Source organism: Thalassococcus sp. (genome assembly GCF_982780845.1).
In genome coordinates this window covers 11,567-25,243 of the sequence record NZ_CEYADA010000018.1, presented here as the reverse complement: position 1 = coordinate 25,243, position 13,677 = coordinate 11,567, and the positions used below count along the sequence as shown (strand labels likewise).

Genomic DNA, 13,677 nt, shown 5'->3' with positions numbered 1-13,677 from the left:
TGAACCCATCCCCTGACTTGATTGGATATTTCATGACCGACGTCAAAAGCGGTGACACCGTACGCATTCACTACACAGGCACGCTGGCTGACGGCACGACCTTTGACAGCAGCGCAGGCCGCGACCCGCTGGAATTCACCGTAGGCTCGGGCCAGATCATCCCCGGTCTGGACAAGGCTCTGCCCGGCATGACCGTTGGTGAAAAGAAAAAGGTTGAGATTCCCGCAGACGAAGCTTACGGCCAGCCCAACCCCGATGCGATGCAGAAAGTCCCGCGCGAACACGTGCCCGCGGACATCCCGCTTGAGGTTGGTGGCCAGCTGCAGGTGCAGACACCCACAGGTCAGGTTATGCCCGTGACCGTGGCAGAAGTGACCGAAACCGAAGTCACGCTTGACGCCAACCACCCGCTGGCAGGCAAAGACCTGACCTTCGACTTCGAGGTCGTCGAGATCGTCTGATCTGTCTGGCCCATGTGGTGTGAGTTTGAACCAGTCCCGTTTGGGGCTGGTTTTTTTGTTTGACAGGAGAGTGCGGCTGCGCTTCCTAGGGTTGTATTAATGCATCATTGTCTTGATGTGCGGCAGTTGTTGTAGAGAGCTTCTTGACCATAGACAGCGCCCTGTACCTATTCGCCAATAGGTTTCGCTCGGTTACGAGTGGTCTGTGCAACTATTTAATGAAGCTAGTTTATAGTAGGGAGTTTTACATTGAAGCGTGCATCAGTTTTGAGCGTCTTTCTTTTCGGATTCTATAGCCAAGCCTATGCATCAGACATAGCTGAAGACTTTTATGATAAATCCTATCTTCAGGTGGAGGCGTGTTTCGAAATTGATCCGGTCCAGCGTGAGCAATGCGTAATTTCCGGAATTCAACGATGCGAGAAAGCTCTGGAAAAAGTGCTTTTTCGTAATGGATTGGGGAGTCCGGGGGGAGTCGCTGTGTCCCCGCGTGAATACTGTAACTTTATTGGTCTTGAGCGCGCAGACGAGCACCTGAATGCGGTTTATAACAGGATTTTGAAGCAAGGGCCGCTTATTGCGCACGACGAAACGGCTTTGCCGAATTTGCGCAGCGCTCAGAGGCTCTGGCTTCAGTTTTCCAGCGAATTGTGTTCCGAAGATAATATCGTTGGTTGGCATGCGGGGGGCTCTGGCTGGGGAGCAGTTACCGCTGAGTGCACTACGCGCCTCTCGATTCAGCAAGCCGGTCATTTGGAGCGTTACTTCACAATCTCTGATTGAAGTGCTGCGGGCGAGGTCAGTGGCCGATACCTGATACCGAAGAAGGTTGATGAGCAAGCATGGACGGCGCGCGCGGTGGCGATCCGGACCTATAAACTCCTCGATTTATCCCAGCCAAATCCGAAGGAGTTCAGCGCTGTGCGCCAAGCCCGACAAATCGCCGCCGCGTGGGCGCGCGTCGTCGATGCGCGGCGGCCTTCAGCCTTGATTCCGCGCTTTGGTCCTTAGTCGATTAAGACTTAGTCTCGCTTGCCCGAGAACCGTTCCTGCCATTCCGCACGCTCATCATCTGTGATCTTGCGGAACAGGTTTTCTGGCACGGTAAAGGCGTGGCCGGCCTCTAGGGCTGTGGTCGCAGCGGCGATATCGGACGGCCAGTCGGTGCCCTCGGCGCCCATGGCTTCCAGCATCACAGCGGCGGCGTCGGGGATGAAGGGGGCGGACAAAACGCCATAGAGCGGGATCAGGTTCAGCGCCGTGCGGATCTGCATTGCGGCCTGATCGGGGTCTTCCTTGAACGTGGCCCAAGGGGCGACCTCTTGCAGGTATTCGTTGCCCAGAACCCAGATCGCGCGCAGCGATGCGGCGGCCTTGCGGACCTCGATCGTGTCCATATGTGTCTGGTATTCCGCCAGTTTCGCCGCCAGATCGGCGCGCAGCTGTTCTTCGCGCGCGGTCTCAGTCCCGCCCGCGGGGACAGCCTCGGAGAATTTCGAACGGCAGAATTTGGTGACGCGGCTGACAAAGTTGCCCAGCACGTCGGCAAGGTCTTTGTTCACAGCGGTCTGGAAGTTTTCCCAGGTGAATTCGGCGTCCGAGCTTTCGGGCGCGTGGCTCAGCAGCCACCAGCGCCAGTAGTCGGACGGCAGGATCGCCAGCGCCTGATCCATGAACACACCGCGCCCGCGTGACGTGCTGAACTGGCCGCCTTCATAGTTCAGGTAGTTGAAGGATTTGATGTAATCCACCAGCTTCCACGGCTCTTCCGAGCCAAGGATCGTCGCGGGGAAGGACAGGGTGTGGAAGGGGACGTTATCCTTGCCCATGAACTGGGTGTAGGTCACGTCATCCGCGCCCTTGTCGGTGCGCCACCAGCGTTCCCAATCGGAGCCTTTGCCCGCATCGACCCATTCCTGAGCACAGGCGATGTATTCGATGGGCGCGTCGAACCAGACGTAGAACACTTTGCCTTCCATACCGGGCCAGTCTTCGTCACCTTTTTTGACGGGCACGCCCCAATCCAGATCGCGGGTGATGCCGCGGTCTTGCAGGCCGTCACCGTCATGCAGCCATTTTTTGGCAATCGAGGTGGTCAGAATGGGCCAGTCGGTTTTGCTGTCGATCCATGCGTCCAGCGTATCTTTCATCTTGGACTGGCAAAGATACAGGTGCTTGGTGTCGCGCATTTCCAGGTCGGTCGAACCCGAGATTGTGGAATGCGGGTTGATCAGGTCAACGGGGTCCAGCTGTTTGGTGCAGTTGTCACACTGGTCGCCGCGCGCACTTTCAAAGCCGCAGTTGGGGCAGGTGCCCTCGATATAGCGGTCGGGCAGGAAACGGCCGTCGGCGTGGGAATACATCTGTGTTTCAGACACTTCGCGGATCAGGCCGCGTTCGGCCAGAACTCCTGCGAAATGCTGGGTCAGCTTCTGGTTCTGTTCCGAAGACGAGCGACCGAAATGGTCAAAAGACAGGCGGAAGCCTTTGGCGATCTCGGCCTGAACCTCGTGCATTTCGGCGCAGTATTCCGCGACGGGCTGGCCTGCTTTGGCGGCTGCCAGTTCGGCGGGGGTGCCGTGTTCGTCGGTGGCGCAGATGAACATCACCTCGTTACCGCGGGCGCGTTGGTAGCGGGCAAACAGATCGGCGGGCAACTGAGAGCCCACAAGGTTCCCGAGGTGTTTGATCCCGTTGATGTAGGGAATTGCCGAGGTGATAAGATGCCGTGCCATATGCCTGTCCCTAAGCGAAAGTCGCGTTTGATCTGTCCCTTAACTTATGTCGCGGGCGGGGGAAAGTGTGCGTCACGGCTGTTGTGGCTTTGCAGGCCCGTTGGGGCCTAATTGCCAGCTTTTGGGCGGGGCCATTCGGGCGCGCAGGCGGTCCAGTCGCCAGCGGGGGCTGTCGGGCGTGTGCGCCGGATCGATACGGTAGCGCGTTTCCACACCCGCCGCGCCGCCATCGCCCGGCGTCAGCAGCAGACCAAGGGGGCGGCATTTGCCCAGCTCGGCCCCGCTTTGCGCGGCAAGGTGCAGTCGACGCACTGGTGTCAGGGGCGGCGGGCCGGGCAGATCGCAGATCACAACGGGGGCCACGCCGGACCGCAACGCCTCTTCCATGGACCAGAGCAGGTCTTCGGGGCGGCGGGGGGTGACAAAGACCAGATTGCGCGGGGGCACGATATCGGCCATCGCCACAGGGTTTAACGGATCAGCGCCCCACGCAGGGGCGATCCACAGCACAGGTCCGCCCGTTTTGGCCGCAATACGCAAAGCCAAAGTACGCCGCGCCCGTCCGCACAGTTCATGCACCCGCGAGACCGGCAAGGCGATATCGTCCCACAGCGTCAGGGCTGGTGGCGGTTTGTGTGTGGTCCGTTTCAGCAGGGCATGAGTCATGTGGGTGAATATAAACGTTCGCTAAATGTTCTCAAGGCTGTTCAGCGGCGGTTTTGGTGGCGCACAATCTGACGCCCTATCCGCGTTCGCAGCCGATACCGTCGCCGTCGCCATCCAGACGGTAGATGTCGCGACCGATCACACGCACCGGTCCTCTGACATAGGCTGGACCATTGCCGCGTCCGCTTGAGCAGTCGACGTCGCTTGCGATGGGAACACAGGCACCTGCGTAATTTGGGTCGCAACGGGGGCTGGCCTGTTTTTTTACAGTCGCTTTGATTGCTTCTGGCTTCTTTTTGGCCTCGGTTCCAAAGGCTCTCAGGTAATCCCCATGCATCCATCCAACGCGGCCGTCGGCTGAGACTTTCACCCAGCCATTGGATCGCGTTATTTCGCGGACGGTTTCGCCGTTTTTCAACTGGAACAACCTTTGGTAGCTGGTTTTGGGCCCTTCCCGAACGTTCACGACAGAGCCAGAAACGTAAAGGATTCGCGTTGTCGCGGATGGTTTCTGCAAAGGGGTGACTTGGGATCTAGAAACCTCAGATTCGACAGCTTTCAACTCATATGGGCGGGGCGTTACGGTGTGAGCGGACGATGGCGTGTAGCTCAAATCGTCCTTTGCGATAGCCGCAATAAATACACCAGCAGAGCCGAGAAGGGATAAAAACTTAATATTCATTTAATTTTTCCAGAAATATGGAAAAATGTGCGCCTCTGTGGCGAAAAGGTCAAGCGTGAACGACGTTCGTCACGCCTGCATTGTGACCGCAGAGAGGAGGTCACGCAGCATTTCTGGGTATCACAGTTAGAGTTGTTTTGACTGTTGTTGGGGCTGCGAAATTGCGTTTCCAAAATGCGTAAATTGTCGGTTTTATTGGACCTTTCAGCGCAATCCCGTTAGGGTTGATTCCAATTTTTATTAGTCATTTGGAGCTTGAGAATTATGGCGAAGCCCAGCGGTAAAGGTAAAGGCGGCAACGATGGTGGGGACGGTACCACCGACAGTGGCGGCGGCAAGGTTCGCGGGACGAACGGCAATGACGTGTTCACTTCGACATCCGGCAACGAGCTGTTTCAAGGCCGCGAAGGTACTGACACGCTGATCCTAAACGGGTCGGTCTGGGATTATGACTGGAACATCGAACTGCACGAACGCGGCGTCGACTGGACCATTCTGGATACCACTGGCGCCGATGGCGAGGATTCCCTCAGCAGTGTTGAAATCCTGCAGTTCGACGACGCAACGATTGTTCTGGGCCAGGACACGCCGATGGAAATCATCGCGGATGCGCCGGAACGGTTTGTTGTCTATGAAGATGAGACCGACAGCTTTGATCTGATCATTCAGGATCTTGATGACACCGACGTTGACGTAAAATTCGAGACAGGTCTCTGGTCGCAGGATCGCGACTATGCGGACCTGACCATTTTGCAGAACCTCGACAGTGATCAAAACCGCTACGGCGCACATTCGGTGCAGCGCGTGTACGAGTTCACTTATGATTACGTCGAAGGCGACGTATCGCTGGCCGAAGGCGAAGAATACGTTCAGACGGTCACGTTGCTGGCGACCACAACGTCGTCGGAAGATTTCTTTGGCTACACCGAAGAGGAAACCCGCGCGATCACCTTTGATCTGGTCATCATCGGCCAGAACGATGCGCCGACCATCGGATCATGGGCCAGCTTCAGGACCGATCAGGTCGATGGCGACGTGTTCGATCTGTCCAGCCTTGGTGACGATATCGACAGCGACGATGACGGCACGACGCTGGACTATGAAATCGTCTCGGTCACCCAGAACTACACGTACCACAGTTTTCCTCTGGAATTCACGACCGAGGGCACAAACTTGGTCATGTCAGGGGCGCAACTTCCTCTTGCAATGACAACAGACGAAGAAGCGTGGGCAATCGTGGAAGTGCAGGCCGTGGACAGCCATGGAGCGACATCTGCCACAACTGCTGATATTGACGTTTATGTATCGGGCACCGCGACCGAGCGGGTCCGTGCATCGGTTCTGGATGAAAATGGCAACATTGATCTGTCGTCGGTCACCTTTGCTCCTGAGGATATTGTCGACTACGGCACAGAGATTTTGGACGTCCCGGCAGGCTTTGATCCAAATCTAGTTGAGCCGATGTGGCAATACACGCTGGGTGATGACGCACGCTATATCTCTGCCGGTAGTATCAATGGTTTTGTAATCGATACCGATAGCGTCAGTTCGATTTACGGGGGCTATTCAGCATCTGGCGGAATTGGTGCAGACACGCTTGTCTTCGAACTACAAGGGGCGACTCAACAGTACTTCATGCTGAACGACATTGAGACCGGATACGGTGAAGATGTTGTGATTATTGACATGACAGGAGCGGAGGAGACCGTCCTGTTGGGAACCATGATCGATACCGGTGCGCAGAGCGATCAGGTCGTGATCCGTCAGGACGCATCGATCATCGGATGGCATTCGCCGGAAGTGGATACTGGGTCCGGCCATGATGTGGTTGATATCGAATTTATCTGGGACGGAACGGTCGACTATACGCAGCTGTTGTTGCAGCCGAACGTTTACCTAGGCACAGGCAACGACACTTTCCGCTTTGTCGCGACGTCCAGTACAGGAAATGCCGCTGGATATGATGTTAACTTAGGTGTGGATGCGGGTGATGGTGACGACTATCTAATCATAGATACGTCTGGTTTGCCTGCTGGTGCACCGATCCCAAGTGATCTGGGAGAGGAACTCGACATCTACTACGAACAATATCCGGGCGGTGCGGGCGGCTATATCTCGCTTGGCGCTGGCAGCGACACGCTTGAATTGGCGCTTAGCGATCCGTTTCACGGCGAGCGCACTTTGGTTGTCACTGGCAACGCGTTCTATGAGGAGGGAGCCGACTGGGATCACGTCATTCTGACAGAGTGGACCCAAGCCGATCTTAATATCAACATGTTCACCGATGATTACGGCCGAACTGGGTTCCGCCTATCGACCGATGGCGGTCAGCATGTTGAACTGATCGGGATCCAACAAGTGACCTTTGCCGACGGCACGGATTGGGTTCTGTAAGCTTTTGGATCAACCAGCAGGGCGGGCGCCGGTCCAGTGGCCGTCCTCTAGCAGTTTCTGAATAACCGAATGCAGCACATCCCTGACGGCTGTCTGTGCGCGGGTGGCGGGGCGGTTGCTTTGTGCGACCAGATGCACACGGCGCCACAGTCCGGGGGTGGTGACATGCACGGCTTTCAGGCGGCCATGGGACACGTCACGCGCGACGGCGTGGTAAGGCAGGATTGATGCGCCGTAGCCCGAAGACACAAGGCTTTTGATACTTGCGTAGGCGTCGATTTCGACGGCGATTTGTGGCGTGACGTCGATTTCCCCCAAGGCCAGATCGATCAACGCCCGCAGGCCGTGGGCGGGGCTGGGCAGAACCATTTTCATGGCGTCCAAATCCGGCAAGGCGATTTCGGTCGGGCTGTCTGCGTCGGCGGCAAGGATCAGTACTAGTTCTTCATCCAGTAGCGGCTGCGATGTTACATCCGATCCCTTCGGGGCGCTGTAAAGCACGCCGATGTCCACGCGGCCTTCGGTCAGCCAGTCGGACACAAAGCCGCTCATCCCCTCAAGGATATTCAATGTCACCCCGGGGTACTGGGCGTGGACCGCCTCGATCAACGGGAGGGCGACAAGTTCTGCGATCGTGCCGGGAAGACCGATGCGCACGGTGCCTGTCGGGGCGGCCTCTAACGTGCGGATGTCATCGGTCATGCGGGCGACGTCATCCAGAATGCTGCGGGCGCGCGAGGCCAGCAGGCGACCGGCTTCGGTCGGGGTGACGCCAGCCGCGTGCCGCTCAAGCAACTTGGTGCCCAGTTCGGCCTCCATATTCTTCAGGTGCAAAGACAGGGCAGGTTGCGCCACGCCCAACACCTCGGCCGCGCCGGTGATCGAACCGCGGTCGGTAATAGCAAGGAAGTAGCGAAGCTGGCGCAGGTCCACAGGCGATCCATATCAATTTGTTATGGAGCGTATATGCATCATATATTTGATAAATGATAGCCTGTAGTCCTATCTGGTCTGAACCTGCAAAAGGACCGGACCTGAATGACCCTGATCCAAGACGATTACCAAGACATCCGCGATGGCGTGCGTGCGCTCTGTGCCCAGTTCCCCGCCGAATATCACCGCAAGGTCGATGAACAGCGCGGATACCCCGAAGATTTCGTCGATGCGCTGACCAAAGAGGGCTGGATGGCGGCGCTGATCCCCGAGGAATACGGCGGCTCGGGTCTTGGGCTGGCCGAGGCCTGCGTGATCATGGAAGAGATCAACCGCGCCGGCGGAAACTCGGGCGCGTGCCATGGCCAGATGTACAACATGAACACGCTGGTGCGACACGGGTCCGAAGAACAGCGTCAGCGTATTCTGCCGAAACTGGCGACCGGCGAATTGCGTCTGCAATCCATGGGCGTGACCGAACCCACGACGGGCACGGACACCACCAAGATCAAGACGACCGCCGTCAAGAAAGGCGATAAATACGTCATCAATGGCCAGAAAGTCTGGATCAGCCGCGTCCAGCATTCCGATCTTATGATCCTTCTGGCGCGGACCACACCATTAGCTGAGGTCAAAAAGAAGTCCGAAGGTCTGTCGATCTTTCTGGTCGATATCAAAGAGGCGATTAAAAACGGGATGGAGGTCAAACCGATCCCGAACATGGTCAACCACGAAACCAATGAGCTTTTCTTCGACAATCTGGAAATTCCGGAAGAAAACCTGATCGGGGAAGAGGGTAAGGGGTTCAAATACATCCTGACCGGTCTGAACGCCGAACGGACCCTGATCGCCGCGGAATGTATCGGGGATGGCTATTGGTTCACTGATAAGGTCACGGCCTATGTGAACGAACGCGAGGTTTTTGGTCGTCCCATCGGGATGAACCAAGGCGTGCAGTTCCCGATTGCCGAGGCGTTCATCGAGGTCGAGGCAGCAAACCTGATGTGCCGCAAGGCCGCCGCACTGTTCGATGCGGGCCAACCCTGCGGGTCAGAGGCGAACATGGCCAAGTATCTAGCCGCCAAAGCCAGCTGGGAAGCGGCCAACGCCTGCATCCAGTTCCACGGCGGGTTCGGCTTTGCCAATGAATACGATGTCGAACGCAAGTTCCGCGAAACGCGTTTGTACCAAGTGGCCCCGATTTCGACGAACCTGATCCTGTCCTATGTGGCCGAGCACGTGCTTGGCATGCCGAGGTCCTTCTGATGCGGGCGCTTGAGGGCGTCAATGTTGTTGCTATCGAGCAGGCCGTCGCGGCGCCCTTCGCCTCGTCCCGTCTGGCGGATGCAGGTGCCAAGGTCACCAAGGTCGAACGGCCCGAGGGCGATTTTGCGCGCGGCTATGATGCCGCGGTCAAAGGGCAATCCAGCTATTTCGTCTGGCTGAACCGTGGCAAGGACACCGTCACGCTGGATTTGCGTCAGGACGCCGATAAGGGCGTTCTGGCCGATCTGATCGGACAGGCGGATGTTTTGCTGCAAAACCTGAAGCCTGGGGCGCTGGATCGTTTGGGCTTTGCGCCTGCCGCCTTGCGTGAAGCAAACCCCCGCCTGATCACCTGTTCCATCAGCGGTTATGGCGAAAGCGGGCCAATGGCCGATCGCAAGGCTTATGACCTGTTGATTCAGGCCGAGGTTGGCTTGTGTTCCGTCACGGGTGGCCCGACCGAGCCGTCTCGTGTGGGTGTCTCTGTTGTCGACATCGCCACAGGTGCTGCCGCCTATTCCGCGATCCTTGAGGCGCTGATCCGTCGTGGCATCACAGGGCAGGGGGCCGAAATTCAGGTGTCGATGTTTGACGTCATCGCCGAATGGATGGCGGTGCCGCTGTTGAACCACGAAGGCGGCAATAGCCCGAAACGCATGGGGTTGGCGCATCCGTCCATTGCGCCATACGGGGTGTTCTCGCCCAAATCCGGCGCGGATATCCTGATCTCGATTCAGAGCGACCGCGAATGGCAGGTTCTGTGTGACCGATTTATCGGTCAGCCTGATCTGGCGACAGACCCCCGTTTTGCCACCAATGTGGTGCGGGTACAGAACCGCGATCAGACGGATGCGATCGTAGCCGAGGCGTTCGCGCGGTACGATGCCACCGAGGCGGTCCGTCTGTTGTCCGAGGCCAAAATCGCCTTGGCATCGGTGAATGACATGGCCGCGCTCAGCGATCATCCCCATTTGCGCCGTATCTGTTTTGACAGCCCGAATGGCCCCGTATCAGTGCCCGCACCGGGCGTGCGGTTCGCTGGTGAAGACCGTGATTATGGCCCCGTGCCCGCCTTGAAACCTACCGGAGCTTCCACATGACCGACGTCGATATCGACCACCTGCGCAGCTGGATCGGGCGTGAAGAAACCGCCTCTGAAGGTCTGTCGCCGACGCTGGTCAAGCAATTCTGCACGACTTTGGGTGCCGAGGTGTCCGACGGTGACATCGCCCCGCAGGTGATCCATTTCTGCCTGACCCAGCCCGCCGCGCCGATGGATGCGCTGGGCCGCGACGGCCATCCGGCGCGCGGTGGCTTTCTGCCTCCAGTGCCTTTGCCCCGCCGCATGTGGGCCGGTGGCGCGCTGGAATTCCACGCGCCTTTGCGGGTTGGGCAAGAGGTTACGCGCAAGTCCGTGATCAAGGACGTGGTGATGAAACAAGGGCGCAGCGGGCCTTTGTGTTTCGTCACCGTCGAACATGAAATCCGTGGCGCCGGAGAGTTGGCCGTGATGGAGCGGCAGGATCTAGTTTACCGCGAAGACGGCTCTGGCGGGGCCGCGCCGAAGCCGGTCGGGGACGTCCCGCAGGGCGATCACACAACCAGCTTTATGCCCACCCCAACGCTGCTATTCCGCTACTCGGCCATGACATTCAACGGCCACCGCATCCACTATGACCGCGACTATGCGCAACAGGTCGAAGGGTACCCCGGCTTGGTCGTGCACGGTCCGATGAAGGCGACGTTGATGTGCCACTTCGCGGGAAAGATCGCAGGGAAACCGCCCAAAACCTTCCGCTTCCGCGGCTTGGCACCGGCCTTTGATGGTACGGAAATTACCCTGCACGCCCGTAAGGGGGGGGACGGGATGAAGCTATGGACCGTGCCGGAAGGTGGCCCCGTGTCGATGGAGGCCTGGGCGGGGTGGTGAGCCGGTCAGGATGCCAGAATTTTTTGCGTCGCATCCATAACCCGTTGCAAGACTGCGCGCGGGCCTTCGGCCTCGAGTAGGCCGGTCATCGGTACTTCCAGACCTAAAGGCAAATCATCCGGCAAAGCGCCAACGAAATCGTGCAGGGGGATGGCCCCTTCACCCGGCGCCAATCGTTCGGCGCGGCCTGCGAAGAGCAGGTCGTCGGTTGTATAGCTCGGCATGACGGGTGCATCGCAGAGGTGCGCAAAGCGTAGTCTGTCGCGCGGGATGGCCCGTAGCTGTTCCAGCGTGCTGCCTGATCGGTTGAAGTGCAAGCTATCGACGAGAATGCCCACTTCAGGCCCCGCGCGTTCGACCAAAGCCAAGGCGGACGTCAGGTCGGGCACAACTGTCCACGGAAAGAACTCGAACGACACGTTCAATCCGCGTTCCTGTGCCAAATCGGATAACTGGCCCAAGCGGTCTGCAAGGCGGTTGAGGTCGGGGTCATAGGGCGCGGTGATCACTTCGCGAGCGCCCAATTCGACACCTGCGTCGAGGAAGGGGATCAGGGACTTAACATCGGTGTCAGGTTCGATTTTGACGAACTCGATGTCATGTACCTTCAGCCCAGTGTCTTTCAGCGCGGCCTTGGTGGCGCGCATCATGGCGGGATCGTCCATCAGCGGATAGCCGGGGCTGGCGTCGGTCACGCGGATCAGACGCAGGCCCACGGCGTCAAAACCCACGTCCGCGGCCGCGTGGATCAAGTCCGGCGGGGGAAGGGTGATCGCGGTCAGATGGGCGAGGGAAAGAAGCCGTGTCATGATGAGCTTTCTGCTGCGTGGCGGCCTGCAATAAATCCGAAAGTCAGGGCGGGGCCCAGATTGATGCCGCCGGCGGGGTAGTGCCCGCCCATGACGCTGGCCATGTCCGTGCCTGCCGCATAAAGGCCCGGGACGGGCGTGCCGGTGTCATCCAGAACGCGGGCTGAACCGTCTGTTTGCAGGCCCGCAAAGGTGCCGAAACTGCCGGGGATGACTTTGACCGCGTAGAACGGCGCTTTGAGGATCGGGGCGACGTTGGGGTTGGGTGTGACGTCGGGATCGCCCTGAAGGCGCATGTAGGCCGTCGTGCCACGGCCAAAGGCGGGGTCTTCGCCATTTTCGGCGTGGTCGTTGTAGGCCGTGACAGTGTCGGAAAGACCGGCGGGATCAATGCCGCAAGCATGGGCCAGATCGGCGACGGTTTTGCCGGTTTTCAGATAGCCGGACTTGATCCAACTTTGGTGCGGCACAGGTGCAGGGCGCACGATGCCAAGACCATAACGGCGCAAGAACCGGTGATCGCAGATCAGCCAAGAGGAAGCTTGGGCGCCTACGGGCAGCGCCGTCAGCATGTCGCGGACGTAGTCGTGATAGCCCAGCCCTTCGTTGCAGAACCGTTTCCCGTCCGCCAGCACCCCAATCACGCCGGGTTTGCCGCGGTCGATGATGTGGGGGAAAACGCCTGTTTTGCCATCCGGCCAAGTCACCTCGGACACTGGGCACCACGCACCATAGGACGCCAGATCATCGGCCTGATGGCCGCCTGCATCTTCGCCCAGTCGCAACCCGTCGCCTGTGGAGGCTTCGGTCGCAAGGGCGCGATGGGTTTCGGGGTGCGGGAAGGTTCGGTTGCGGCGGGGCAGGTCGTGGGAATAGCCACCGCTGGCCAGCACGACGCCACGTCCGGCAAGGATATCGATTTCACCATCTGGCGTGTGCAGCGTGGCCCCTTCGACCTTGCCGTCGTTTTTGATCAGACGGGCGACGGCGTGTTCAGGGCGGATATCGACACCGGCATCCAGCGCGCTGCGCAGCAGCCGCCCGACCAGCGCGTTGCCGTTTCGAAGCTGCATGCCCCGCCCGTAAAGGGCCAGATCCATCAGATGGCGGGTCACGCGACGGGTGACATAAGCCAGCGATTTCACCGACCGCATCACCGTCATAAAGGCGCGCAGATCGGGGCCTGCCTGAATGGTCATCCCCCAAAAGGTGGTTTCGCGCATGGGCTTGCGCAGCAGGCCCAAATCCTTGCCCAGCTTCCGCGCGTCATAGGGTTGCGCGATAACAGACCGCCCGCCAAATCCTGCGCCGGGTTGGTGGCTGTAGGTGTCAGGGATCACGGCGCCGCAGTCGAAAGTCAGGTCGGTTTTGTCTTCGAAGAAACCAACCATTTCGGGGGCGGCCTGCAGAAAGGCGTCGACCAGTTCAGGATTGAAATTGTTGCCTAAAACGGCCTCGAGGTATGTGCGCGGTCCGCTGGTGTCTTCGTCGATGCCGTGGCGTTTTGCGACCGGATTGCAGGGGGCCCAAATCCAGCCGCCTGACCATGCCGTGGTGCCGCCGATCACGGGTTCTTTTTCGGCAAGGATCACATGCAGACCCGATTTTGCCGCCGTGACCGCCGCAGCAAGACCTGCAGCGCCCGAGCCGACCACCAAGAGGTCGCATGTTTCAGAAGTGGATGATGAATGCGTTTGCACAGAAAGCTTCCCGATTTTGCGCCAAAATCAGGGGCGGTGGCCTGTAACGTCAAATGCTTTTCTTTGCACCTTTTTAACATCGTGTTAAGTCGCGGCGAGGA

12 protein-coding genes are annotated in these 13,677 nt (G+C 58.7%); 6 read left to right on the top strand and 6 right to left on the bottom strand.

Translation table 11 applies throughout. From position 1 onward, the window contains the following. Positions 1-32 precede the first annotated feature (32 nt). On the top strand, positions 33-461 hold the full coding sequence (locus AC4FIA_RS16550) for an FKBP-type peptidyl-prolyl cis-trans isomerase (protein WP_103911032.1): 429 nt from the start codon (positions 33-35) through the stop codon (positions 459-461). A gap of 249 nt (positions 462-710) precedes the next feature. Further along, positions 711-1,244 carry a lysozyme inhibitor LprI family protein gene (locus AC4FIA_RS16545; protein ID WP_490366756.1) on the top strand — a complete coding sequence of 178 codons (534 nt, stop codon included), beginning with the start codon at positions 711-713 and terminating at the stop codon, positions 1,242-1,244. 239 nt (positions 1,245-1,483) lie between these two features. Here the strand turns inward: AC4FIA_RS16545 and metG are convergent, their stop codons facing one another. From metG to AC4FIA_RS16530, 3 genes are all read right to left on the bottom strand, one after another. Beyond that, the gene (gene metG / locus AC4FIA_RS16540) at positions 1,484-3,196 is read right to left on the bottom strand and encodes a methionine--tRNA ligase (RefSeq protein WP_490366755.1); all 1,713 of its coding nucleotides are present in this window, start codon (positions 3,194-3,196) and stop codon (positions 1,484-1,486) included. 72 nt (positions 3,197-3,268) lie between these two features. Beyond that, positions 3,269-3,862: an ImuA family protein gene (locus tag AC4FIA_RS16535; protein WP_490366754.1), complete on the bottom strand. Its 594-nt coding sequence runs from the start codon at positions 3,860-3,862 to the stop codon at positions 3,269-3,271. A 76-nt stretch (positions 3,863-3,938) separates the two neighbouring features. Further along, the gene (locus AC4FIA_RS16530) at positions 3,939-4,328 is read right to left on the bottom strand and encodes an SH3 domain-containing protein (protein WP_287474411.1); all 390 of its coding nucleotides are present in this window, start codon (positions 4,326-4,328) and stop codon (positions 3,939-3,941) included. A gap of 480 nt (positions 4,329-4,808) precedes the next feature. Between AC4FIA_RS16530 and AC4FIA_RS16525 the strand changes: the two genes are divergently transcribed. After that, the gene (locus AC4FIA_RS16525; protein WP_490366753.1) at positions 4,809-6,938 is read left to right on the top strand and encodes a hypothetical protein; all 2,130 of its coding nucleotides are present in this window, start codon (positions 4,809-4,811) and stop codon (positions 6,936-6,938) included. A 9-nt stretch (positions 6,939-6,947) separates the two neighbouring features. Here the strand turns inward: AC4FIA_RS16525 and AC4FIA_RS16520 are convergent, their stop codons facing one another. Then, positions 6,948-7,871: a LysR family transcriptional regulator gene (locus AC4FIA_RS16520; RefSeq protein WP_490366752.1), complete on the bottom strand. Its 924-nt coding sequence runs from the start codon at positions 7,869-7,871 to the stop codon at positions 6,948-6,950. Between the two features lie 105 nt (positions 7,872-7,976). Between AC4FIA_RS16520 and AC4FIA_RS16515 the strand changes: the two genes are divergently transcribed. The 3 genes from AC4FIA_RS16515 to AC4FIA_RS16505 are packed head-to-tail and all read left to right on the top strand — an operon-like array spanning position 7,977 to position 11,067. Continuing rightward, positions 7,977-9,137, top strand: coding sequence for an acyl-CoA dehydrogenase family protein (locus AC4FIA_RS16515; RefSeq protein WP_490366751.1), 1,161 nt, complete (start codon positions 7,977-7,979; stop codon positions 9,135-9,137). Further along, on the top strand, positions 9,137-10,237 hold the full coding sequence (locus AC4FIA_RS16510; protein ID WP_490366750.1) for a CaiB/BaiF CoA transferase family protein: 1,101 nt from the start codon (positions 9,137-9,139) through the stop codon (positions 10,235-10,237). The genes AC4FIA_RS16515 and AC4FIA_RS16510 overlap by 1 nt, the downstream gene beginning before the upstream one ends. After that, positions 10,234-11,067 carry an HTD2 family dehydratase gene (locus tag AC4FIA_RS16505; protein WP_490366749.1) on the top strand — a complete coding sequence of 278 codons (834 nt, stop codon included), beginning with the start codon at positions 10,234-10,236 and terminating at the stop codon, positions 11,065-11,067. Before AC4FIA_RS16510 ends, AC4FIA_RS16505 begins: the two co-directional genes overlap by 4 nt. 5 nt (positions 11,068-11,072) lie before the next feature. On the opposite strand, the gene AC4FIA_RS16500 is transcribed toward AC4FIA_RS16505, so the two are convergent. Together AC4FIA_RS16500 and AC4FIA_RS16495 are read right to left on the bottom strand one after the other, a co-directional pair. Further along, the gene (locus tag AC4FIA_RS16500; protein ID WP_490366748.1) at positions 11,073-11,876 is read right to left on the bottom strand and encodes a sugar phosphate isomerase/epimerase family protein; all 804 of its coding nucleotides are present in this window, start codon (positions 11,874-11,876) and stop codon (positions 11,073-11,075) included. After that, positions 11,873-13,576, bottom strand: coding sequence for an FAD-dependent oxidoreductase (locus tag AC4FIA_RS16495; RefSeq protein ID WP_490366747.1), 1,704 nt, complete (start codon positions 13,574-13,576; stop codon positions 11,873-11,875). The genes AC4FIA_RS16500 and AC4FIA_RS16495 overlap by 4 nt, the downstream gene beginning before the upstream one ends. Between the last annotated feature and the right edge of the window lie 101 nt (positions 13,577-13,677).

Coding starts and splice junctions, on each gene's coding strand:
- AC4FIA_RS16535 (WP_490366754.1), bottom strand. CDS start 3,862: ATGACTCATGCCCTGCTGAAACGGACCACACACAAACCGCCACCAGCC.
- AC4FIA_RS16525 (WP_490366753.1), top strand. CDS start 4,809: ATGGCGAAGCCCAGCGGTAAAGGTAAAGGCGGCAACGATGGTGGGGAC.
- AC4FIA_RS16510 (WP_490366750.1), top strand. CDS start 9,137: ATGCGGGCGCTTGAGGGCGTCAATGTTGTTGCTATCGAGCAGGCCGTC.
- metG (WP_490366755.1), bottom strand. CDS start 3,196: ATGGCACGGCATCTTATCACCTCGGCAATTCCCTACATCAACGGGATC.
- AC4FIA_RS16515 (WP_490366751.1), top strand. CDS start 7,977: ATGACCCTGATCCAAGACGATTACCAAGACATCCGCGATGGCGTGCGT.
- AC4FIA_RS16500 (WP_490366748.1), bottom strand. CDS start 11,876: ATGACACGGCTTCTTTCCCTCGCCCATCTGACCGCGATCACCCTTCCC.
- AC4FIA_RS16505 (WP_490366749.1), top strand. CDS start 10,234: ATGACCGACGTCGATATCGACCACCTGCGCAGCTGGATCGGGCGTGAA.
- AC4FIA_RS16550 (WP_103911032.1), top strand. CDS start 33: ATGACCGACGTCAAAAGCGGTGACACCGTACGCATTCACTACACAGGC.